14 protein-coding genes and 1 pseudogene are annotated in these 22,755 nt (G+C 70.1%); 11 read left to right on the top strand and 4 right to left on the bottom strand.

What is annotated here, in order from left to right:
• Window positions 1–25: 25 nt before the first annotated feature.
• The 4 genes and pseudogenes from IH09_RS40700 to IH09_RS23385 all read left to right on the top strand — a co-directional run bounded on the left by IH09_RS40700 (window position 26) and on the right by IH09_RS23385 (window position 5,895).
• Window positions 26–1,860 (top strand): annotated as a pseudogene (locus tag IH09_RS40700) (ABC transporter ATP-binding protein).
• Between the two features lie 175 nt (window positions 1,861–2,035).
• Window positions 2,036–2,992: a FadR/GntR family transcriptional regulator gene (locus IH09_RS23395; RefSeq protein WP_242640954.1), complete on the top strand. Its 957-nt coding sequence runs from the start codon at window positions 2,036–2,038 to the stop codon at window positions 2,990–2,992.
• Between the two features lie 402 nt (window positions 2,993–3,394).
• Entirely contained in the window at window positions 3,395–4,945 is a 1,551-nt protein-coding gene (locus IH09_RS23390) for an RNA polymerase sigma factor (RefSeq protein WP_110952529.1), read from the top strand.
• A gap of 137 nt (window positions 4,946–5,082) precedes the next feature.
• The gene (locus tag IH09_RS23385) at window positions 5,083–5,895 is read left to right on the top strand and encodes a S1 family peptidase (RefSeq protein WP_052859427.1); all 813 of its coding nucleotides are present in this window, start codon (window positions 5,083–5,085) and stop codon (window positions 5,893–5,895) included.
• 120 nt (window positions 5,896–6,015) lie between these two features.
• Here the strand turns inward: IH09_RS23385 and IH09_RS23380 are convergent, their stop codons facing one another.
• Window positions 6,016–6,246, bottom strand: a complete 231-nt coding sequence (locus IH09_RS23380) for a DUF7455 domain-containing protein (protein WP_052859426.1) — start codon at window positions 6,244–6,246, stop codon at window positions 6,016–6,018.
• A 444-nt stretch (window positions 6,247–6,690) separates the two neighbouring features.
• Here IH09_RS23380 and IH09_RS23375 point away from each other — a divergent pair, with 444 nt between their 5' ends.
• From IH09_RS23375 to IH09_RS23360, 4 genes are all read left to right on the top strand, one after another.
• A complete protein-coding gene (locus IH09_RS23375) occupies window positions 6,691–8,811 on the top strand; it encodes a DNA gyrase/topoisomerase IV subunit B (RefSeq protein ID WP_052859425.1) in 2,121 nt (706 codons plus the stop codon).
• A 181-nt stretch (window positions 8,812–8,992) separates the two neighbouring features.
• Window positions 8,993–9,481 carry a DUF1453 family protein gene (locus IH09_RS23370; protein WP_052859424.1) on the top strand — a complete coding sequence of 163 codons (489 nt, stop codon included), beginning with the start codon at window positions 8,993–8,995 and terminating at the stop codon, window positions 9,479–9,481.
• A 31-nt stretch (window positions 9,482–9,512) separates the two neighbouring features.
• Window positions 9,513–10,679, top strand: a complete 1,167-nt coding sequence (locus tag IH09_RS23365) for a histidine kinase (RefSeq protein WP_052859423.1) — start codon at window positions 9,513–9,515, stop codon at window positions 10,677–10,679.
• Window positions 10,676–11,362 carry a response regulator transcription factor gene (locus tag IH09_RS23360; RefSeq protein ID WP_052859422.1) on the top strand — a complete coding sequence of 229 codons (687 nt, stop codon included), beginning with the start codon at window positions 10,676–10,678 and terminating at the stop codon, window positions 11,360–11,362. The genes IH09_RS23365 and IH09_RS23360 overlap by 4 nt, the downstream gene beginning before the upstream one ends.
• A 1,803-nt stretch (window positions 11,363–13,165) precedes the next feature.
• Here IH09_RS23360 and IH09_RS23355 read toward each other — a convergent pair.
• Both IH09_RS23355 and IH09_RS23350 read right to left on the bottom strand, forming a co-directional pair.
• Entirely contained in the window at window positions 13,166–14,176 is a 1,011-nt protein-coding gene (locus IH09_RS23355; protein WP_052859421.1) for a sucrase ferredoxin, read from the bottom strand.
• 407 nt (window positions 14,177–14,583) lie between these two features.
• Window positions 14,584–15,846 carry a citrate synthase gene (locus IH09_RS23350; protein WP_052859420.1) on the bottom strand — a complete coding sequence of 421 codons (1,263 nt, stop codon included), beginning with the start codon at window positions 15,844–15,846 and terminating at the stop codon, window positions 14,584–14,586.
• Between the two features lie 112 nt (window positions 15,847–15,958).
• Here IH09_RS23350 and IH09_RS23345 point away from each other — a divergent pair, with 112 nt between their 5' ends.
• Window positions 15,959–17,125 (top strand): citrate synthase/methylcitrate synthase, encoded by a 1,167-nt coding sequence (locus tag IH09_RS23345; RefSeq protein WP_052859419.1) that lies wholly within the window; start codon window positions 15,959–15,961, stop codon window positions 17,123–17,125.
• A gap of 232 nt (window positions 17,126–17,357) precedes the next feature.
• Window positions 17,358–18,557, top strand: coding sequence for a CobW family GTP-binding protein (locus tag IH09_RS23340; RefSeq protein WP_052859418.1), 1,200 nt, complete (start codon window positions 17,358–17,360; stop codon window positions 18,555–18,557).
• 84 nt (window positions 18,558–18,641) lie between these two features.
• On the opposite strand, the gene IH09_RS23335 is transcribed toward IH09_RS23340, so the two are convergent.
• Complete coding sequence (locus IH09_RS23335; protein WP_052859417.1) at window positions 18,642–21,089, bottom strand: DNA gyrase/topoisomerase IV subunit A; 2,448 nt, start codon at window positions 21,087–21,089, stop codon at window positions 18,642–18,644.
• A 289-nt stretch (window positions 21,090–21,378) separates the two neighbouring features.
• On the opposite strand from IH09_RS23335, the gene IH09_RS23330 reads away from it, so the two are divergent.
• The gene (locus IH09_RS23330) at window positions 21,379–22,743 is read left to right on the top strand and encodes a M16 family metallopeptidase (RefSeq protein WP_052859416.1); all 1,365 of its coding nucleotides are present in this window, start codon (window positions 21,379–21,381) and stop codon (window positions 22,741–22,743) included.
• The last annotated feature ends 12 nt before the right edge of the window (window positions 22,744–22,755 follow it).

Below are 22,755 nucleotides of genomic sequence, written 5' to 3'. Positions count from 1 at the left end.
GGACGCACACCCGCCGAGGGACGCGATGATCCAGGCCATCGGACTGACCAGCGAACCCCGCGGTGAACTGCCGCCCGCCGTCGACGACCTCACCTTCGAAGTGCGGCCGGGCCGGATCACCGTCCTGCTCGGCCCGGCCGCCGCGGGCAAGACCACTGCCCTGCGGCTGATGCTGCAACTCGAGTACGGCCGCGGCGTCGCCCTCTTCCGCGGCCGCCCGATGCACCGTGTCCCCCACCCCGCCCGTGAGCTCGGCGTCGTCCTCGGCGACGTCCCCGCACACCCCGCCCGCACGGCCCGCGGGCATCTGCGCATACTCGGCGCCGCGGCCGGCGTCCCGGCGGACCGCGCCGACGACATGCTCGACCTCGTCGGCCTCAGCGGCCTGGCCGACCAACGGCTGGGCGGATTCTCCCGCGGTATGGACCGCAGGCTCGGCCTGGCCGCGGCGCTGCTCGGCGACCCGCACACCCTCGTCCTCGACGAACCCGCCGAAGGGGTCTCACCGCGCGAGGCGGCCTGGCTGCACGGCCTGCTGCGCGGCTACGCCGCGCAGGGCGGCGCCGTCCTCACCACCTCCCGCAACGTCAAGGAAGCGGCACGCATCGCGGACCGTGTCGTCACCCTTGAGGATGGCCGCCTCATCGCCGACCAGGAAGCCGCCGACTTCCGGCGTACCCGCCTGCGCCCCCGGGTCGCCGTCCGCTCCCCGCACGCCGACCGCCTCGCGGCGCTGCTCATCGACGAGTCGCAGTGCGCCGACCGCACCTCGGACCCCGCCGTCGGCCGGGCCGTCGAAGTCGTCCGGGAGAGCGGCACCCGCATCTCCGTGTACGGGAGCAACTGCGCCGCAGTGGGAGAAGCCGCGTTCCGGCACGGCATCCCCGTGCACCGGCTCGACGACGAGGCCGGCGACAGCGGCCCGGTCGTCCCGCTCCACCGTGCCGACGGCCGTACTGCGGGCCCCGCCGACGACACGGTGTCCGACACCCTCGCCCTCCCGGCCGTCGAAGCCACCACACCCGCTCCCCGTCCGGTGCGGCCCGCTCCGGCCCCCTTCGCGGGCGCCTCGCCATCCCACGGCTGCCCGCGCCCGGCCCGGCCCGGCCGCTGCGCTACGAACTGCGCCGCGCCGCCGGCGACCGTGCCGGACTGTTCGTCGCGGCGGCATCCGTCCTCGTCTCCGTGGTCCTGGCGCTGTTGCTGGCCCGTCGCGGAGGCGCCCCGATGTCCCGCGTACTCACCGGCTGGCCCCGTCAACTGCCCTTCCCTCCGGCCGCGCTCGGCGCCGGACTCATCGGAGCGCTCGCCTTCGGTCAGGAGTTCCGCCATCCGGCGCTGGCCCCCGAACGCGGCTCCGTCCCCCGCAGGCTCGGGCTGCTCCTCGCCAAACTCCTCGTCAGTGGCGCCGCCGCGCTGGCACTCGGCGGGTGCGTACTGGCCGCCGAGGAAGCGACGGCCCGCACCGTGTTCGGGCCGGGCGCCGTCACCGGTATCGCCGAACGGCCGGTTCTCACCGCTGGTTGGCTGGGACTGCTGGTCGGCTGTGCCTGGGCGGGTGTGCTGGCCGCCGGCGTATTCCGGTCCACCGCAATGGGGTTGGCGGCGGTGCTCGCCGTGCCGGTCCTCGTCGTCCCGCTCGTGCGGCACGTGGTGGCCGAGCCGGCGGCCCGTTCACTGGCGGGGCTGCCCGCGCGACTGAGGTCGTCGGCTCTGGTTCAGTGGCCGTCCGGAATCGACCAGGGAGTACTGGTCGTGATGCGACTGGCGCCCCAACCTGTCGGCAGCGCACTGACGTTGTCACTCGTCGCCCTGGTCTGCGCATACACCCTCACGATGCGACGCAGCCGGATGCGGTGACCTCGCCCGGTGCCCGATTTGCGAACGTGATGGTGCGCTCGCTGTCCACAACTCGCCGCAAAAAGCCCATTTCTTTCTGATAAAGCGTCAATTGCGAGATGACGGGCGATCACCCTTTCGTGTGCTTTTCACCAAAGACCTCAAGGCCGTTCAGGGTGTCGCCGACAAAGGATGCGTGAGTACCCTTGCGCACACCATGATGACCGCGGCTCGCCCCGCCGACACCGGCCTCGCAGGTCCGGGCGAGCTCGACCGCTACCCCTATGGCAACGCCGCCAGCACAGGCAGCGCCGGCAACGGAGCCGGCGCCACCGGCGCGGACCGTGCCGAGCGCGTCCCGCCGGTGTGGGACGGCACCGAAGCAGACATGGGCCGGGCCGGCCGCCGCGCGGCCGGTAGCCGCGGCCGCGGCCTGCACGGCCAACTCGTCCAGCAACTCGGCCAGATGATCGTCTCCGGCGATCTCGGCGCCGACCGCCCGCTCGTCCCCGAGGAGATCGGCCAGCGATTCGAGGTCTCCCGCACCGTCGTCCGCGAGTCGCTGCGTGTCCTGGAGGCCAAGGGCCTGGTCAGCGCCCGCCCGAACGTCGGCACCCGGGTGCGCCCGGTCAGTGACTGGAACCTCCTCGACCCCGACATCATCGAGTGGCGGGCTTACGGACCCCAGCGCGACGACCAGCGCCGGGAGCTGTGCGAGCTGCGCTGGACGATCGAACCGCTCGCCGCCCGGCTCGCCGCCGGCCACGGCCGCGAGGAGGTCCAGCAGCGGCTCGCCGACATGGTGGAGATCATGGGGCACTCCGCCGCCCAGGGCGACACCCTGACCTTCGCCCGCGCCGACGCCGAGTTCCACTCCCTGCTGCTGCAACTCGCCGGCAACCGCATGCTGGAGCACCTCTCGGGCATCGTCTCCGCGGCCCTGCACGTCTCCGGCGGCCCGGCCGGCGGCTGCGAGCGCCCGATCGAGACGTCCGTGGGCCAGCACATGCGGATCGTCGACGCCATCGGCGCCGGCGACGCCACGGCGGCCGAATCGGCGATGCGCCAGCTCCTCGCCGCGCACGGCGAGGCCGGCGGCCAGGGCCCCGGGACGCCCGTGGACCACGTCGTCCCCGCGCCCCGCGAGCACTGAAGGTCCGCATCCGAGCGCGTACGGACCGTAGGCGCCGCGGGGCCGGGTGCCCCGCACACCCCTGCGGACGGGGTGCTCCGTACACGTCGAGGACGTACAAGACCGCCGGATCCGGGGCGTCGCCCGGATCCGGCGATGGTCTTGGGAGGATTGCATGTCATATGACAGGGAATGGGTCGTAATGGGGTGTGACTCGGGCCACGCAGATTGGGCGTAACGCTCTTCGGGGAAGCGCGATGACTTAAGAGGTGATAGCCGAGGAGGGAATACGGACGGCGTTCGTGACGCTGTTCAACTCCCCGGTTGCGCCCGCGCCGTCGGTCCATCCCCACCGGCGGTCGTCGGTTCCGGTCCGCAGTGACCGGGGCCGGAAGCCGTTTCCATCGTTCCGAGAGGTTGTTCGTGTCGGCCAGCACATCCCGTACGCTCCCGCCGGAGATCGCCGAGTCCGAGTCTGTGATGGCGCTCATCGAGCGGGGAAAGGCTGATGGGCAGATCGCCGGCGATGACGTGCGTCGGGCCTTCGAGGCTGACCAGATTCCGCCAACCCAGTGGAAGAACGTTCTGCGCAGCCTCAACCAGATCCTCGACGAGGAGGGTGTGACGCTGATGGTCAGTGCCGCAGAGGCGCCCAAGCGCACCCGCAAGAGCGTCGCAGCGAAGAGCCCGGCAAAGCGCACCGCCACGAAGACCGTCGCGGCGAAGACCGCCACGGTGAAGAAGACCACCACCGCGGCCTCTGCCTCCATGGCGGACGCATCGGCCGGTGAGTCCGAGGCCGCGCCTGCCAAGAAGGCGGCGGCGAAGAAGACCGCAGCCAAGAAGACGGTGGCGAAGAAGGCCACGGCCAAGAAGGCCACCGCCAAGAAGACCGGGTCCAAGAAGGACGTCGACGAGCTGCTCGACGACGACGCGACCGACGAGACCCAGGCCCCCGGCAAGGGTGAGGCGGCAGAGGCCGCAGAGGGCGCCGAGAGCGCCGGCTTCGTCCTGTCGGACGACGACGAGGACGACGCCCCCGCGCAGCAGGTCGCCGCGGCCGGCGCCACCGCCGACCCGGTCAAGGACTACCTCAAGCAGATCGGCAAGGTCCCGCTCCTCAACGCGGAGCAGGAGGTCGAGCTCGCCAAGCGCATCGAAGCGGGCCTGTTCGCCGAGGACAAGCTGGCGAACTCCGACAAGCTCGCGCCGAAGCTCAAGCGTGAGCTGGAGATCATCGCCGAGGACGGCCGCCGGGCCAAGAACCACCTCCTGGAGGCCAACCTCCGGCTGGTCGTCTCCCTGGCCAAGCGCTACACCGGCCGCGGCATGCTCTTCCTGGACCTGATCCAGGAGGGCAACCTCGGTCTGATCCGCGCGGTCGAGAAGTTCGACTACACTAAGGGCTACAAGTTCTCGACCTATGCGACGTGGTGGATCCGCCAGGCCATCACCCGCGCCATGGCCGACCAGGCCCGTACGATCCGTATCCCCGTCCACATGGTCGAGGTGATCAACAAGCTCGCGCGCGTCCAGCGCCAGATGCTCCAGGATCTGGGCCGTGAGCCCACCCCGGAGGAGCTGGCCAAGGAACTCGACATGACCCCCGAGAAGGTCATCGAGGTCCAGAAGTACGGCCGCGAGCCGATCTCGCTGCACACTCCGCTGGGCGAGGACGGCGACAGCGAGTTCGGTGACCTCATCGAGGACTCCGAGGCGGTCGTCCCGGCCGACGCGGTCAGCTTCACCCTCCTCCAGGAGCAGCTGCACTCGGTGCTGGACACCCTCTCCGAGCGCGAGGCCGGCGTGGTGTCCATGCGCTTCGGCCTCACCGACGGTCAGCCCAAGACGCTGGACGAGATCGGCAAGGTCTACGGCGTCACGCGTGAGCGGATCCGTCAGATCGAGTCCAAGACCATGTCGAAGCTGCGTCACCCGTCGCGCTCGCAGGTACTGCGCGACTACCTCGACTAGCCGAACCGGTACGGACAGCGCCGCGGGCCCGGCCCCTCCCTGCACGGAGGGGCCGGGCCCGCTGCCGTCCGGGTGCGAGGCGCGGCCGGTTGACTCACCCTGGGTAGGCGATCACTGTCCAGGAGTCAGGAGTTCCGATGCGTCCGTCCGTCCGCGCCGTCCTGGGAGCCCTCGCGCTGGTCCTCGCCATACCGATACCGGCCGCCGCGGACGAATCGGTGGTGGGCGGCAGAGCCGTACGGCTGTCACAGAGCCCCTGGGCGGTGGCCCTCGCCTCCCGCCAGCGCTTCGGAGGCGAACGCTCCGGACAGTTCTGCGGGGGCGTGCTGGTGGGCCGCTCCACGGTGGTCACGGCCGCGCACTGCCTGACCAAAGAGGTGCTCGGCGTGCCCTGGCAGCAGGTGAACGACCTACGGATCATCGTCGGACGCGACAACCTCGCAAGCAGCGGCGGCCAGGAGCTCAAGGCCACGAAAGTATGGGTGAACCCCCGCTACAGCAGCTGGACGAACGAGGGCGATATGGCCGTCCTCACACTGGAGAGACCGGTCACCGACCGTCCGATCCCGATAGCCGAGCGCGATGACGACGCCTATCTGCCGGGCACGGTCGCCACGGTCTACGGCTGGGGGGACACCACCGGCGAGGGAAGCTACGCATCGCGGCTGCGTTCGGCCCGGGTGAAGGTGCTGGCGGATCCGGTCTGTGGGCGGGCCTACCCGGGGAAGAGCCCGGACCGCACCTACCGGGCCACGTCGATGCTGTGCGCGGGGGTGCCCAGAGGCGGGCAGGACGCCTGCCAGGGCGACAGCGGCGGACCGCTGGTGGCGCATGGGCGGCTGGTGGGGCTGGTGTCATGGGGGACGGGTTGCGGCAAGGCGGGCAGTCCCGGGGTCTATACACGCGCGTCGGCGCTGCTCCCGGCGGTGGCCGACCACGGCGCGGACTGAGGAGCGCGGGGCGGTGCAGTGTGCCGGAGCGCACGAGTGCGGGCGGCCTCCCCGATGGTGCCGGGGAAACCGCCCGTCGCACGGCCTGGGCCGCTACTCGCTCGTCGTGGATGCGATGTGTCAGCGATCCTCTTCGGTCGCCGACGCCGGAGAGGCGGTCAGCCGCTCCGTCTCGTCCTGTATTTCCGCGGCGATCTTCTTGAGTTCTGGCTCGAACTTGCGACCGTGGTGGGCGCAGAAGAGCAATTCTCCGCCGGACATCAGGACGACGCGCAGGTATGCCTGGGCGCCGCAGCGGTCGCAGCGGTCAGCGGCCGTCAACGGGCTCGCGGGTGTCAGAACAGTAGTCACGTCGCCTCTTCTCTAGCTCGACGAGCTGTCGTACCAGGGTCAACATCCAACCAGGCCGAAAACGTTCCCGCTTGCGCCTTTTCCTCGAAAATTTTCTCCGAGCGGGCCGGGTGCTGCCGGGTGGCGGCGAATGAGCCGTATTGCGTGGTGGTCTGATTCACGTTGGTTGCTGGGGTGTGTCCTCCCGGCCGGCTTGCCGGTTGTTGATGAGGACGTGCCCGGAGCCTAAATGGTTCATGCCTCGAAGGGAACGTGATGTGCACGTCACTCGGGCGTCACCCCATCGAGGGATCGAACGTACGAGCGAAATTCTACTACCATGAGCATGCGTACGGGTGGCGTCACATCGGCTCTACTGGGCCTCGGTACCCTCTCACCGGCGACACCGCCACAACCGAGTCCGCGGAATGCGGACTGCCAGAAATTCAGCGAGGAGCGAACCGCGTGACCGCCGAGATGTCCGTGCCGTCCACCGCAGTGCTGACCGGGGCAGACCGGGACGGTTCCAACTACACCGCGCGGCACCTGCTCGTCCTGGAGGGTCTGGAAGCAGTCCGCAAGCGTCCTGGCATGTACATCGGCTCGACGGACAGCCGCGGCCTGATGCACTGCCTCTGGGAGATCATCGACAACTCCGTCGACGAGGCGCTGGGCGGCTACTGCGACCATATCGAGGTGATCCTCCACGACGACTCCTCGGTGGAGGTCCGCGACAACGGCCGCGGCATCCCCGTCGACGTCGAGCCCAAGACCGGGCTCAGCGGCGTCGAGGTCGTGATGACCAAGCTGCACGCCGGCGGAAAGTTCGGCGGCGGCTCGTACGCCGCCTCCGGCGGTCTGCACGGCGTCGGCGCCTCGGTCGTCAACGCGCTCTCCGCGCGGCTCGACGTCGAGGTGGACCGCAACAGCAGAACGCACTCGATCAGCTTCCGCCGCGGCGTCCCCGGCATCTTCACCGAATCCGGCCCGGACGCCCCGTTCGACCCGGGCAACGGCCTGCTGAAGGGCAAGCGGGTCACCAAGGCGAGGACCGGCACCAGGGTGCGCTACTGGGCGGACCGGCAGATCTTCCTCAAGGACGCCAAGCTCTCCCTCGAGACCCTCTACGCCCGAGCCCGCCAGACGGCTTTCCTGGTGCCGGGACTGACCCTCGTCGTCCGCGACGAGCGCGGCATCGACGGCGCCGGTAAGTCCGAAGAGACCTTCCGCTATGACGGCGGCATCAGCGAGTTCTGCGAGTACCTCGCGCAGGACAGGGCCGTCTGCGACGTCCTGCGGCTGACCGGACAGGGCACCTTCAAGGAGACCGTGCCGGTCCTGGACGACCGCGGCCACATGACACCGACCGAGGTCACCCGCGAACTGGGCGTCGACATCGCGCTGCGCTGGGGGACCGGCTACGACTCGACCGTCCGGTCGTTCGTCAACATCATCGCGACGCCCAAGGGCGGCACCCACGTCTCCGGGTTCGAGCGGTCGGTCGCCAAGACCGTCAACGAGGCGCTGCGGGCGAGCAAGCTGCTGCGCGTCGCCGAGGACGACGTCGTCAAGGACGACGCCATGGAAGGTCTCACCGCCGTCGTGACCGTACGGCTGGCGGAGCCGCAGTTCGAAGGCCAGACCAAGGAGGTGCTCGGCACCTCCGCCGCCTCCCGGATCGTCGCCCAGGTGGTGAGCAAGGAACTCAAGGCGTTCCTGACCTCCACGAAACGGGACGCCAAGCAGCAGGCCCGGTCCGTCCTGGAGAAGGTGGTGGCCGCGGCCCGTACGCGCATCGCCGCCCGTCAGCACAAGGAGGCCCAGCGGCGGAAGACGGCGCTGGAGTCCTCCTCACTGCCGGCCAAGCTCGCCGACTGCCGCAGCGACGACGTCGACCGCAGCGAACTGTTCATCGTCGAGGGCGACTCGGCTCTGGGCACCGCGAAACTGGCGCGCAATTCGGAGTTCCAGGCGCTGCTGCCGATCCGCGGCAAGATCCTCAACGTCCAGAAGTCATCGGTTTCGGACATGCTCAAGAACGCCGAATGCGGATCCATCATCCAGGTCATAGGAGCCGGGTCCGGCCGCACCTTCGACATCGACACCGCCCGCTACGGCAAGGTCATCTTCCTGGCCGACGCGGATGTCGACGGCGCGCACATCCGCTGTCTGCTGCTGACCCTCTTCCAGCGCTACATGCGTCCGATGGTCGAACAGGGCCGGGTCTTCTCCGCCGTTCCGCCGCTGCACCGCGTCGAACTGATCAACCCCAAAAAGGGCCAGGAGAAGTACCTCTACACCTACTCGGACAACGAGCTGCGCCAGACCCTGCTGGAACTCCAGCGCAAGAACGTCCGTTACAAAGACAGCATCCAGCGCTACAAGGGCCTGGGCGAAATGGATGCCGACCAGCTCGCCGAGACCACCATGGACCCGCGCCACCGCACGCTGCGCCGCATCAACATCAGCGATCTCGAGGCGGCGGAGAAGGCGTTCGACCTCCTGATGGGCAACGAGGTCGCGCCCCGCAAGGAGTTCATCACCAACTCCGCATCCACTCTGGACCGTTCGCGCATCGACACCTGAGCCAGCCGCAGGTCTCACGGGAACCGGCCGCAGGTCCCTACGGGCGTCTGTCCACCCACGGGTGGAGAGGCGCCCGTAGCGATGTCCACCTCCGCCCCACCCTGGCTCCGATCCGGCCGGCGGCGCTGCTCCGTAGCGTCGTGGATGACATCGAAGAGACCAGTCCCCGGAGGCTCAGGACATGAGCGGCCTGATGAACATCCTCGTGATCGTCGCGGTTGTCGCGATCATCTTCGCCCGGCAGTTCAAGGAGCGGCGCATCACCACGGACAACAAGAGGTGGTGGCTACTGCCCGTCGTACTCGCTGTCGTGGCGCTCCGGGAACCCGGGCTCCTGGACCCCTCGCACCACACGGCGGCCGCCGTGCTGCTCGCCGCGCAACTCGTGATCGGACTGGCCGGCGGTGCCGCCTGGGCCTGGACCACACGCATGTGGACGGATGGCGAGGGCGCCGTCTGGACGAAGGGCGGCTGGGCGACCGCCGGCGTCTGGATCGTCAGCATGGCACTGCGTATCGGCCTCTTCGCGGTCGGTGCACCCCTCGGCATCCACCAGGGCGGCCCGGCCACGATGCTCTCCATCGCCGCCATGCTGCTGACCCGTACCGGCGTCACCGCCTGGAGGGCCCAGTCCCTGCGTCCGGCGTACCGTGTCCCTGTCGCGGGCTGAGCACCGTCACCGCCCGCAGGAAGGACCGCTTGTGCCGCTGAACGCCTGGACGAGCTGGCCCTTGCGGGAAGCTCTCTCCCGCGAGGACCGCAACGGGGTCCGGCGGTGGATCGGCCGGGGCCTGCGCATCCTCGTACTGGCGGGTCTGCTGTGGAGCACCTTCGCGGACCGGGTCTTCCGCGGCTGGGGCCTGGTCGCGGGGATCGCCGGGCTCGCGCTGAGCGTGCTCGCCTTCGTCGGCTTCTTCCGGATGACCCTCCGATGCCGCCTGTGGCCGTCCGTCGCACTGCTCCTGGTACTGGAGGCCATCGCGTTTGCCTGTCACGCGTACGGAGCACGGCTGCCCGCGATCGTCCTGTGGTGTGTCTGCGCGATCACTGCGATGGAACGACTGCCGCTGAGCGCCGCCCTGCCGTGCGCCGTGGCCTCCCTGGGCGTGTACGCCGCGCTGAACACCGACAACTGGCTGGTGACCACCGCGACCACCGTGGGACTGGCACTGGCGGGCTACGTACTGCGGCTGGACTCGGAAGCGCGCGGCAACGCCCATCGGCTGCTGGCACAGGAACGGGCCGCGCGTAAGGCCGAGGCTGAAACCGCGGCGCTCGCCGAACGGGGGCGGATCGCCCGTGAGATCCACGACGTCCTCGCACACAGCCTGAGCGCTCAGCTCGTGCACCTGGAGGCGGCCCGACTGCTGATCCAGCACAGCACCGACCTGGAGACCGACCGTGCGAAACTCCTGGAACGGGTGGTGGCGTGCCGGAGCATGGCCAGGGAAGGGCTGGACGGCACCCGGGAGGCGCTTTCGGCGCTCCGGGGTGAGATTGCCCCGGTCGAGGACTTCCTCCGCGAACTGACCGCCGCTGAGGGCGCGCGGCTGGATGTGGCCGGGGAGCACCGTGCGCTCGCGCCGGAGGCCGCCCTCGCGGTCCGCCGCGTGGCCCAGGAAGCCCTGACGAACGTGCGCAAGCACGCGCCGGGCGCCCGGGTGAGCGTGCGGCTGGAGTACACCGAGGGGTATGTGGGGCTTGTGGTACGTGACTCGGGCGGGCGTGGGAAGCCGGGTGCACTCGCCCGAAGCGGTTCCGGGTACGGTCTGCTGGGCATGCGGGAGCGGGCGGAACTCCTCGGCGGAACGTTGGAGTCCGGCCCCGATGAGGAGGGTTTCGTGGTGCGATTGCGGGTGCCGGCATGACGGCGCGCACGGTGGCACGCGTCGTGGTCGCCGACGACCAGACAGTGGTGCGTGAGGGAATCGTGATGCTTCTGGGGTTGCTGCCAGGCATCGAGGTCGTCGGATCGGCCGCGGACGGCGAGGAGGCGGTCCGTATCGTCGCCGAATTGACTCCCGACGTCGTCCTGATGGACCTGCGGATGCCGCGCTGCGACGGCGTCGAGGCGACCCGCCGCATCCGCGCGGAGCACCCGGGAACCCAGGTCGTGGTGCTCACGACCTACGCCGACGACGAATCGCTTTTCCCCGCGCTCCGGGCCGGCGCCCGCGGCTACCTCACCAAGGACGCGGACGGCGACGAAATCGTCCGCGCCATCGACGATGTGCTGTCGGGAGACGCCGGACTGTCACCGAAAATCCAGCGCAGGCTGCTGGAGCGCCTCGCGGAGCCCGCACGGACCCTGCCCGAGCCGTCGGACGAGCCCCCGGACGGACTGACCGCCCGCGAGGTGGAGGTGCTGCGACTCGTCGCCGAGGGGCAGTCGAATCCGGAGATCGCACGCACCTTGCACGTCTCCACCGCGACGGTGAAGACCCACATCAACAATCTCTTCGCCAAAGCGGGGCTGCGGGACCGGGCCCAGGCGATCCATTACGCGTACCGCCACGGCCTCGCAGAGCCGCCGGGACGGCCCCTCAACTGAGGGAGTGGAGGATACGGAAGGATTCGGACGATTCCACATATGGATTCGGAGGGATCCGAATGCAATGGTCGTCCGAGATCTTCCTCTCTTCCGTTCATTTTTGACGCGCCGGGTCAACGGGACTGTGCAACAGGGAGCGTTCTGTGAATGGGCGGGACGGGTGAGACAGGGCTGTGTGGCGGGTGAGCCGTGAACCGTGCAGTGCGGCGAAGTGCCGCCTCCCAGAACGGTGATCGGTGTTCGGCGACCACCGGACTTTGGCGTCGGTCCTGTTCAAGGCTTTCGTCGCCATAGCGCTCGGATTCACCGGTGGGAACAGTGGGTGGTAGGGACGGTTCCCATTCGTAACGTTGCTTGGGGCGGCCGGTCTCGCCGTAGCTGAGGGTGAGGCGGAACGGGCCGGCACGTTCGAGGAGGTTGAGGTAGAGCTGAGTGGTCTGTCGGCTCAAGCTCGCCTGGAGGGTGACGTTCTGGGCGGACAACGGAGCGTCGGCAGACCGCAGTACGGAGCGGACGCGATTGGCGGTGGCAGGGGAACGCCTCTTGGGGGAGCTCGGCAGGGACGACCGTGGCAGCCCCCAACACCCCGAAGATCCAGTCGACTTCGGACTGCTCCGCCTGGCCGACACTTTCGAAGGTAGGCCGTGTGAGCCTCGGCGGCCGTGTGGGCGAGACACGTGATGCGGAACCCCGTGATCTCCGCGACATGCACCGCGTTGATCTGCGCGACCCTTACGTCGTCGTCCACGACCAGTACGTCGATCAACGGCTGGCTCCCGTGGCATCTCCGGATCGACGAGTGCCTTCGCTGTCATCGGGACTCCCAGGGTCATGGGGGCTCACGGTGGCGCTGGCGTCTGTGGGTGCTGCATGGCTGGCCGGTGCTTCGTGTGGCTCAGGAAAACCATCGGGTTCGGCGCTGAGCGGGGCGAGGAACAAGCCGGTCACGAGTGTGGTGACACGGGTGACGGTAGCCAGTTGCACCATCAGTGCCTGTGCGAAGGCCCGGCATGGCCAGCCAGACGGAGTCGGGATAGGAGCAGCTTGGGAAGCACCAGCCGGCCGTCGGCCGAGGACGGGCTGTAGCCGACTGACCGGATGGGGCTGGGCGTACGGGTACCGACTGGCCTATCCGTAGGGGCGCCGAAATGTGGTGTTTCATCAAGAAATGGTGTGGAATCCGAGGGCTCTACGGCGCTCGGCCGTGAAGCCAGTTCTTCCTTTTCGTCCGTATGTACGAGCAGTGGATGGGCGAGGGCCGGGGCGGAGTTTGTATTGCGCCGGTTCCGGAGGGCGATGGGGCACGCCTCCCGGCGGGGCCGTGGAGGTCAGCGGTCAGGGGAAGCCCTGCGGAGTTATCCACAGGCATTTCGGCCGCAGATTGTGTGCGCTTACTCTCGCAGAGTGAAGGCTGGCCGCTGCGCCGTGAACGCGCTGCGGTCTTCTGCCTGGTGCCGAGTCCGTGGCGGGCTCGGCGCCGAAGCGGTGTCAGGGATTGGGCGCAGGCCGAAGTGTGGCTGAGCGCGGAGCGTGGTGCGCAAGGAACGGCAGGAGGGGGCGGTCATGAGCTCGATGGAGGTCCGAGCGGACAGAGGATGGGGCGTGGCAGCGCGGCGCGGCGGGAGCCCGATTTCGGCGCGGCAGGCACTGGGGACTGCGCTTGGCCTGGGGCTTGTTGTGACGCTGGGGCTGACGATGGGTGTGGTGCTGGTGCGGTGCCGGCGAATGTGCGAGGCGCAGCAAGGTCAGGCGTGCCGGAAAGGATGCCGGGGAAAAACAGGCGGGCGGCGCCGGTCGTCGGCTTCAGACGAGCGCATGGACGGGCGGGGAGGGCCACGTCGGCAGGATGGCGCCCGTGACGGCAGTGATGGAGGTGACCGCCATACGCGCCGGTGGACCGAGCGGCGCACCACAGCTGGCGGGCGCCGGAGCACCGTCGGCCCGCTGCTCCACCGTGACCCGCCAAGTGCGGCCGTCGGAATGCGCGACCGAAACAGTCCAGCCAAGACAGCTTCCCGCGAGCGTCCGGCTACCAGGCGCCGGGCCGTCGGCCCGCACCGGTTCGGGCCGCACCGCGTCGGTCCGTATGACATCGAGTGCGTCCGCCCGCTCCTCCCGGATCAGCTCGCGGACCGCGAGGTCGGCGGCCTGGGCGGGGCGGTCCCAGGTGGAGCGGCCGCGGCAGTGGTCCAGGGTGATCCGGCCGTCGTGGGCGGCCTCGACGGCGTCCTTGACCAGGTGCGCGGTGGCCCGTCCGTAGGCGTAGCCGTAGGGCAGGACGAAGAGTGTGGGGGAGAAGCGGTGTCCGCCGATGTGGGTGACCTCCCACGCCTCGGCTCCGTCGGCGGCGAGTTCGGCGGCCAGCGGGCGGCCGAGAAGGGCGCAGCACCGGTCTCGCTTGCCGTTGGTGCAGATGAGGACCAGCGGCTCGCCGTCGTACGGATCCCAGATCCCGCCGTGCTCACCGGCGCCCAGTGCTGCGAAGTCGAGGCGGAGGAGCGCGTTCGGGTCGGTGACGGTCGTCGTACGGACCCAGGTGCGGCCGGGGGCGGTATGGGCGAGGAAGATGCGGCGGTGGGGGAGAGCGTGGCAGTCGGGGTGTCGGCCGGGGCGGCGGATGAGCGCGACGCGTACGCCTGTGCCATCCGCGGCCGCCTCCAGGGCGCGTCCGGTGCGTGGATCGAGATGGCTGTCGGTCAGCGCCTGGGCGCCCCACGGGCCGGTCTGCTCGACAAGCAGCCAGGTCCGGGCGGTGGCCGCGGTGCCGGCCACGGGCTCGGCCAATTCGCGGGAGGTAGTAGCGCAGGTGCTCACAAAGGTGAGCCTAACCTGCCGCGACGGAAGCGGAATCCGGGCAGGCGGTCAAAGACTGACCGCAGGCGCCGACAACGGCCGTGAGCTCCGCGCGGTCGCCTCGGACGGTTCGAATTCCATGGTGGTGCGGGGATGATGGACCTGCCCTGCGGCGTCTTTTGAGGCAGGCCAGTGTCCTCATCGACTACGGGACCCACCCGCCCGCGTTTCTTCGGCATGGATCGCAGCGATCACCACGCAGCGCCTGGCTCGGGTGAACGGACTATTGCCACCTTGGTGTGGGCCTCCGACTCCCTTGAGCGCGGCAATTCTCCGTGGGTGGTGTGAGCCGTTGAGGAGATCGGCCAAGAGGCGGGCGATGGTGACGGCGTCACCTACAGGCAGACCGTGACCGTGGAGCGGCGGCTTCAGGAGGGCAGCGGGCACGGCGGGCGGGGGCCGGTGTACTGCCCGCTGGGGCGCATCCTCAGGGGGCGCTCGGCATACTCCTCCAGTGCGTGCGCGATCCAGCCGGCCGTACGGGCGATGGCGAAGATCGTTTCACCTGCTTCGGCAGGCATCCCCGCTGACACCGTGAGTACGGCGAGCGCGAGGTCGATGTTGGCGTGCAGTTCGGTGTGGCGGGCCGTGGTGGTGATCACCTCGCGCCCCGCCCGCAATGCAGACCGCGCTTGCGGCACGTCCTCCAACAGCCTGAAGAGGGCGCGAGCCCGGGGATCCTCACCGGGGTAGAGGCGGTGCCCCAGGCCCGGTACCCGACGCCCGGCCCGTAGGTGATCGGCGACGACCGCGGCCGCGCTGCCCCGCTCCAGCACCTCCAGCAGCATCCGGTGCGCGAGCCCGCTCGCCGCGCCGTGCACGGCGCCGTCCAGTGCCCCGAACCCGGCGGAGACGATTGCGTACGGATGGGCGCGCGCCGAGGCGGCGACCCGGACGGCCAGTGTCGATGCGGCGAGGTCGTGGTCGATGAGCAGCACCAGCGCCGCGTCCAGGACGCGTAGCGACGCCACGTCGGCCGGTGCTGAGGTCAGCCGTGACCACAGCCGCGGGGCGAGCGACTGTGCGTCGCACTGGCCGGGGGCCTGCAGTGGCAGGGCGTCGACCAGGGTCGGGATGAGGCTGCGGGCAGTGTCGAGCACGGCGGTCTCGGACAGATCGAAGCGCAGCGGGTCGGCGGCCGCCGCGGCGATCAGAGCGACCCGCAGCCGGTCCATCGGCCCGCTGTGTGCAGGCAGTGCCTGTACTGCGCGGCGAGCCGCGGCCAGGGCGTCCGGCGGTGCGGTGAAACGGATGCCGTGGTGCAGCTCACCGGTCCACAGCCACTCGGTGACTTCCTCGTAGCCGTACCGAGCGGCGAGTTCGGAGGTGTCGACGCCGCGGAAGTAGCAGTGGTCGCGGTCGATGAGGGTGATGCTCGTACGGACCGCCAACTCGCCTCCGGAGGCCGCGGGCTCGCGGCGTCCGCCACGCCGTGCGAGTGCGTCGACCTCCTTCACGTCGAAGGTGCTGCCGCGGCCGCCCGGCTCGCGGCGGCTGGTCAGCTGGCCGCGGCTGACGTACGCGTACACCGTCTCGGGCTTCACGCCCAGCCGATCGGCCGCCTCCCGGGTGCTCAGCCGCTGCCCGGCCGTGTCGTGGGACGCGCCGCGATCCGTGTCTTGATCCGCCATGGGGCCACCGTATCCACCTACATTGATATTGATTCAATCAACATTGACACTCATTGCGTCAAGCATAGACAGTCGGATCAATATCTGGGGACGGAGAGCAAGGAGATCCGCTATGCCGATCGCTGAGGCGAACGCACCGATGGACGCGCCCCGCGGGCTCGCGGGCGTCATCGTCACCGAGACCGAACTGGGCGATGTCCGGGGTCTTGAGGGCTTCTACCACTACCGCCAGTACTCCGCCGTCGAGCTGGCCACGGCCCGCACCTTCGAGGACGTCTGGTACCTGATGTTCCACGGTGAGCTGCCGGACGCGGCGCAGTTGGCGGCCTTCACGGCCGACACCGCCGCACTGCGCTCTCTGCCCGCCGCCGTACGCGACGTACTGCCCGCCATCGCCCGCGCGAGCGCACTCTCCGGCCCGCTCGCCGGGCTGCGCACCGCGCTCTCACTGCTCGGCGCGACGGCCGGCTTCCGGCCGCTGTACGACATCGGCCCCGACCGCCGCCGCGCGGACGCGCTCACCGCCTGCGCCGCCGTACCGACGCTGCTGACCGCCCTCCACCGGCTCGGCCAGGGGCAGCAGCCGATCGAACCGCGCACGGATCTGTCCTACGCCGCCAACTACCTGTACATGCTCACCGGCCGTGAGCCGGAGCCGCACCGGGTCCGGGCGATCGAGACGTATCTGATCTCCACCATCGACCACGGTTTCAACGCCTCGACCTTCACCGCCCGCGTCATCACCTCCACCGGCGCCGACCTCGCGGCCTGCCTCGTCGGCGCCGTCGGCGCGCTCTCCGGGCCACTGCACGGTGGTGCGCCCAGCCGTGCCCTGGACACCCTCGATGCCATCGGTACGCCGGAGCGCATCGACCCCTGGATCCGCGAGCGGGTACTGCGGGGCGAGCGGATCATGGGCTTCGGGCACCCCGTCTACCGCACCGAGGACCCGCGCTCCCGGATGCTGCGCGGTATCGCCGAGGAGTTCGGCGGTTCGCTGGTGGAATTCGCCGTCCAGGTGGAGGCGCGGGTCGAGGCGCTGCTGGCCGAGCTCAAACCCGGCCGCGAGCTGCACACCAATGTGGAGTTCTACGCGGGCGTCGTCATGGAGCTGTGCGGCCTGCCGCGCGAGATGTTCACCCCCACCTTCTGCGCGGCCCGCGTCGTCGGCTGGAGCGCCAACATCCTGGAGCAGGCCGAGGACTCGAAGATCATCCGCCCGGCGGCCCGGTATGTCGGCCCGCCCGCACCGCAGCCGCTGCCCGCCACCGCGCACTGACGGACCGCACGTACGCCGGCCCCCGGCCCCCGGGACCGGTCCCGGGCCACGAGCGCCCGACGGCGTGCGGAGGGGTGGCGTGAACGGCAGGCGCCGGACGGGGCGGTCCGTGACCGGCGGGCGGGACACAGAGCGGCCGGGCCCGGCCCGCGTCGGCGGTGGTCCGTTACGATCGGCAACCCGTCCGCGGCCGGTCCGCGCGGCCCGCCACCCGCACCATGGAGGCGCTCCCTTGGCCCCGCAACAGATCCCCGTTGTCGTCCTCGCGGGTTTCCTCGGATCGGGCAAGACCACCCTCCTCAACCACCTGCTAGGCACCGGCGACGGCACCCGTATCGGTGCGATCGTCAACGATTTCGGCAGCATCGAGATCGACGCGATGACCGTCGCCGGACAGGTGGACTCGATGGTCTCGCTCGGCAACGGCTGCCTGTGCTGTGCCGTCGACACCAGCGAGCTCGACACTTACCTGGAGCGGCTCTCCCGCCCCGCCGCCCGCATCGACGTGATCGTCATCGAGGCCAGCGGCCTGGCCGAGCCCCAGGAGCTCATCCGGATGATCCTCGCCAGCGAGAACGACCGCATCGTCTACGGGGGGCTGACCGAGGTCATCGACGCCGCCGAGTTCGCCGCCACCCGCGCCCGGCACCCCGAACTGGACCGGCACGTGGCCATCGCCGATCTCGTCGTGCTCAACAAGGCCGACCGCATCCCGGACGCGGCGCGCCAGGAGCTCATGGACACCCTCGCGGACCTCGCTCCCGGCAGGCCGGTGCTCTGCACGGCCTACGGGCGGATCGACCCGGAGCTGTTCTTCGACCGCGGACCGGGTGAGGACCGCGACGCGGCCGTCCGCCAGCTGTCCTTCGAGGACTTGCTGCGCGAGACCGCCGCGGACCGTACGGGTGCCCCCGGCCGCCACGCCCACAGCACCCAGGACACCCGGACCGGCAACCGTGCCGACGACGACACCGGCGACCGCACCACAGGCCGCGCCGACGACAGCGACTGCGGCAGCCACGACGGGCATGAGGGGCACGACCACGGCCCCGGCGAGTCCTGCACCCACCTCCACGCCGCCTACCGGAGCGTCGAGTTCACCTCCCATGAGCCGATGAACCCGCGCCGGCTGATGGAATTCCTCGACAGCCGTCCCACCGGCCTCTACCGCATCAAGGGCTTCGTCCACTTCGACGTCCCCGGCAGCCGTCAGAAGTTCACCCTGCACGCGGTCGGCGACTTCCTGCGTTTCTACGTCTCACCTTGGGAACGCGGTGCGGAACGCCTCACCCAACTCGTCCTGATCGGCAGCGGCATCGACGCGCAGGCACTGCACAAGGAACTGACGAACTGCCGCGACACCCCGCCACGGGAGGCTTCCGAGCACAGCATGTGGGGCGTCCTGCGCTACGTCGCCGACCGCACGGAGTGAGAGAAGAAAGAGTAGAAAAGGGAAGAAACGGATCCGGCCCGAGAGATCCCCTCCCGGGCCGGAACGCGATCCCCTGCTCCTCGCCTACACCGGTCCCGCCAGCGTGGTCACCGGCTTGAGCAGTGGCATCCCCGAACCGTCCCGCCGAGGGTCGGCCTCCGGCAGCTCGACGGGAGCGCCCTTGGCGTCCGCCGCCCGCGCCGGCGCGGCGCCGGCCCAGGCCAGCGTCAGGCAGTCCTCGCCCTTCAGGAACCGCTGGCAGCGCACCCCGCCGGTCGCCCGGCCCTTGCGCGGATACTGGTCGAACGGTGTGAGCTTGGCCGTCGCCGCCGAGTCGTCCAGCGTGCCGTGCGAGCCGGCGACCGTGAACACCACCGCGTCGGCCGCCGGATCGACCGCGGCGAAGGCGATCACCTTCGCGCCGTCGCCCAGCTTGATGCCCGCCATACCGCCCGCCGGCCGGCCCTGCGGCCGCACCTGCGACGCCTGGTAGCGCAGCAGCTGCGCCTCGTCGGTGATGAAGACGAGGTCCTCCTCGCCCGTGCGCAGCTCGGCCGCGCCGACGATCCGGTCACCCTCCTTGAGGGTGATGACCTCCAACTCGTCCTTGTTGGACGGATAGTCGGGCACCACCCGCTTGACGACACCCTGTTCCGTACCGAGCGCCAGGCCCGGCGACGACTCGTCCAGCGTCATCAGACACACCAGCAGCTCGCCGTCCTGCAGCGACAGGAACTCCGACAGCGGCGCGCCCCCGGAGAGGCTGGGCGCCGCGGCGGTGTCCGGGAGCTGCGGCAGATCGATCACCGAGATCCGCAGCAGCCGCCCCGCGGACGTCACCGCGCCCACCTCGCCACGGGTCGTCGCCGGCACCGCGGAGACGATCACGTCGTGCTTGACGCGCTTGGCGTCGGCGTCGAACGGCACCTCGCCGGTGGCCGTACGCGCCAGCAGCCCCGTCGAGGACAGCAGCACCCGGCACGGATCGTCGGAGACCTCCAGCGGCACCGACGCGACCGGGGCGCCCGCCGACTCCAGCAGCACCGTCCGCCGCTCCGTGCCGTACTTCTTCGCCACCGCGGCCAGTTCGCCGGAGACCAGTTTGCGCAGCTCGGTGTCCGAATCCAGGATCCGGGTCAGCTCCTCGATCTCGGCCCGCAGCCGGTCGCGCTCCGACTCCAGCTCGATGCGGTCGAACTTGGTCAGTCGGCGCAGCGGGGTGTCGAGGATGTACTGCGTCTGGATGTCGCTCAGCGAGAAGCGCTCGATCAGCCGCTCCTTGGCCTGCGCGCTGTTTTCGCTGGAGCGGATGAGCCGGATGACCTCGTCGATGTCGACGAGCGCGGTCAGCAGCCCCTCCACCAGGTGGAGGCGGTCGCGCCGCTTGCTGCGCCGGAACTCGCTGCGCCGGCGCACCACCTCGAAGCGGTGGTCGACATAGACCTCCAGCAGTTCCTTGAGGCCCAGTGTCAGCGGCTGGCCGTCCACCAGCGCGACGTTGTTGATGCCGAAGGACTCCTCCATCGGCGTGAGCTTGTAGAGCTGCTCCAGGACGGCCTCGGGGTGGAAGCCGTTCTTGACCTCGATCACCAGCCGCAGGCCGTGTTCGCGGTCGGTGAGGTCCTTGACGTCGGCGATGCCCTGGAGCCGCTTCGCGCCGACCAGGTCCTTGATCTTGGAGATGACCTTCTCGGGGCCGACGGAGAAGGGGAGTTCGGTGACGACCAGGCCCTTGCGGCGGGCCGTGACGTTCTCGACCGTGACCGTCGCACGGATCTTGAACGTGCCGCGGCCCTTCTCGTACGCGTCCCGCACGCCGCCCAGGCCCACGATCCGGCCGCCCGTCGGCAGATCCGGACCCGGTACGAAACGCATCAGGGTGTCGAGATCGGCGTTCGGGTGCTTGATCAGATGGCGGGCCGCGGCGATGACCTCGCCCAGGTTGTGCGGCGGCATGTTCGTCGCCATACCGACCGCGATACCGGACGCGCCGTTGACGAGGAGGTTGGGATACGCGGCGGGGAGGGCGACCGGCTCCTGCTCCTGGCCGTCGTAGTTCGGTGTGAAGTCGACGGTGTCCTCGTCGATGGACTCCGTCATCAGGGACGTCGCGGACGCCATCCGGCATTCGGTGTACCGCATCGCGGCGGGCGGGTCGTCATTGCCCAGCGAGCCGAAGTTGCCGTGGCCGTCCACCAGCGGCAGCCGCATCGAGAACGGCTGCGCCATGCGCACCAGGGCGTCGTAGATCGACGCGTCGCCGTGCGGGTGGAGCTTGCCCATCACCTCGCCGACGACCCGGGCGCACTTGACGTACCCGCGCTCGGGCCGCAGGCCCATCTCGTTCATCTGGTAGAGGATGCGGCGGTGCACGGGCTTGAGGCCGTCGCGGGCGTCCGGCAGGGCGCGGGAGTAGATGACCGAATACGCGTACTCGAGGAAGGAACCCTGCATCTCGTCGACGACGTCGATGTCGAGGATCCTCTCCTCGAAGTCGTCCGGCGGCGGGGTCTTCGTGCTGCGGCGGGCCATCGCGGCTGCGGCTCCTTCTGCTGCGTCTACTGCCGATGTCGGGTCAACGGTGCTGGACCGTCCGGCCGGGGGACCGGCCGGGGATCAGCCGGCGGTCTGCCCGAGTCTGATCCGGACCATTGTGGACCGCCCCACTGACAACGCTGACCGCGACTCCCCCTTCGGTCACCGCGCACGGTCCGCAACCCCTCGTACGGGGCCGCTCGTACGGGAACTTCGCCAGATGCCGACGCGCTTGCATACAGTGACAGAACTTTCTCGCAAGCGGATCGAAGGGACGTACATGCCCATGGGTCACACGGCCACAGAACAAGCCGGCTCCGGCGGCCTGACAGCAACCGAGCACCGGCTGGCCAACGGCCTGCGCGTGGTGCTCTCCGAGGACCCCCTGACCCCGGTCGCCGCGGTCTGCCTCTGGTACGACGTCGGCTCCCGCCACGAGGTCAAGGGCCGTACGGGCCTGGCTCACCTCTTCGAGCACCTCATGTTCCAGGGCTCCGCCCAGGTGAAGGGCAACGGCCACTTCGAGCTCGTCCAGGGCGCCGGCGGTTCGCTGAACGGCACCACGAGCTTCGAGCGCACCAACTACTTCGAGACCATGCCCGCCCACGAGCTGGAGCTCGCGCTCTGGCTGGAGGCGGACCGGATGGGCTCGCTGCTGACCGCGCTCGACGACGAGTCCATGGAGAACCAGCGCGACGTCGTCAAGAACGAGCGCCGCCAGCGCTACGACAACGTCCCCTACGGCACGGCCTTCGAGCGGCTGACGGCCATGGCCTACCCGGAGGGCCACCCGTACCACCACACTCCCATCGGGTCGATGGCCGACCTGGACGCGGCCTCCCTGGAGGACGCGCGGGCGTTCTTCCGTACGTACTACGCGCCCAACAACGCCGTCCTGTCGATCGTCGGCGACATCGACCCCGGGCAGACGCTCGCCTGGGTGGAGAAGTACTTCGGCTCGATCCCCTCGCACGACGGCAAGCGGCCGCCGCGCGACGGCACGCTGCCCGAGATCATCGGCGGCGAGCTGCGCGAGGTCGTCCAGGAGGAGGTCCCCTCCCGCGCCCTGATGGCGGCCTACCGCCTGCCGCACGACGGCACCCGCGAGGCGGACGCCGCGGACCTCGCGCTGACCGTCCTGGGCGGCGGCGAGTCCTCCCGCCTCTACAACCGGCTGGTGCGCCGCGACCGCAGCGCCGTCGCGGCCGGCTTCGGCCTGCTGCGGCTGGCCGGCGCGCCGTCCCTCGGCTGGCTGGACGTCAAGACGTCCGGCGGCGTGGAGGTCCCGGCCATCGAGAGCGCCATCGACGAGGAACTGGCCCGCTTCGCCGCCGAGGGACCCACCCCGGAGGAGATGGAGCGCGCGCAGGCCCAGTTGGAGCGCGAGTGGCTGGACCGGCTCGCGACGGTCAGCGGCCGGGCCGACGAACTCTGCCGGTTCGCCGTCCTGTTCGGGGACCCGCAGCTCGCCCTGACGGCCGTGCAGCGGGTCCTGGAGATCACCCCGCAGGAGGTGCAGGCGGTCGCCCAGGCCCGGCTGCGCCCCGACAACCGCGCGGTGCTCGTGTACGAGCCCACCGAGCCCGCCGAGACCGCCGACGAGGCTGCCGACGACGCCGCCGACAACGACGAAGAGGAGGCGGCCCGGTGAGCGACGCCGTTA

Source organism: Streptomyces celluloflavus, from assembly GCA_000720995.1.
Classification (GTDB): Bacteria; Actinomycetota; Actinomycetes; order Streptomycetales; family Streptomycetaceae; genus Streptomyces; species Streptomyces celluloflavus.
This window is presented reverse-complemented; position numbering and strand designations above follow the sequence as displayed.

Coding starts and splice junctions, on each gene's coding strand:
- IH09_RS23385 (WP_052859427.1), top strand. CDS start 5,083: ATGCGTCCGTCCGTCCGCGCCGTCCTGGGAGCCCTCGCGCTGGTCCTC.
- IH09_RS23370 (WP_052859424.1), top strand. CDS start 8,993: ATGAGCGGCCTGATGAACATCCTCGTGATCGTCGCGGTTGTCGCGATC.
- IH09_RS23360 (WP_052859422.1), top strand. CDS start 10,676: ATGACGGCGCGCACGGTGGCACGCGTCGTGGTCGCCGACGACCAGACA.
- IH09_RS23350 (WP_052859420.1), bottom strand. CDS start 15,846: ATGGCGGATCAAGACACGGATCGCGGCGCGTCCCACGACACGGCCGGG.
- IH09_RS23345 (WP_052859419.1), top strand. CDS start 15,959: ATGCCGATCGCTGAGGCGAACGCACCGATGGACGCGCCCCGCGGGCTC.
- IH09_RS23335 (WP_052859417.1), bottom strand. CDS start 21,089: ATGGCCCGCCGCAGCACGAAGACCCCGCCGCCGGACGACTTCGAGGAG.
- IH09_RS23330 (WP_052859416.1), top strand. CDS start 21,379: ATGGGTCACACGGCCACAGAACAAGCCGGCTCCGGCGGCCTGACAGCA.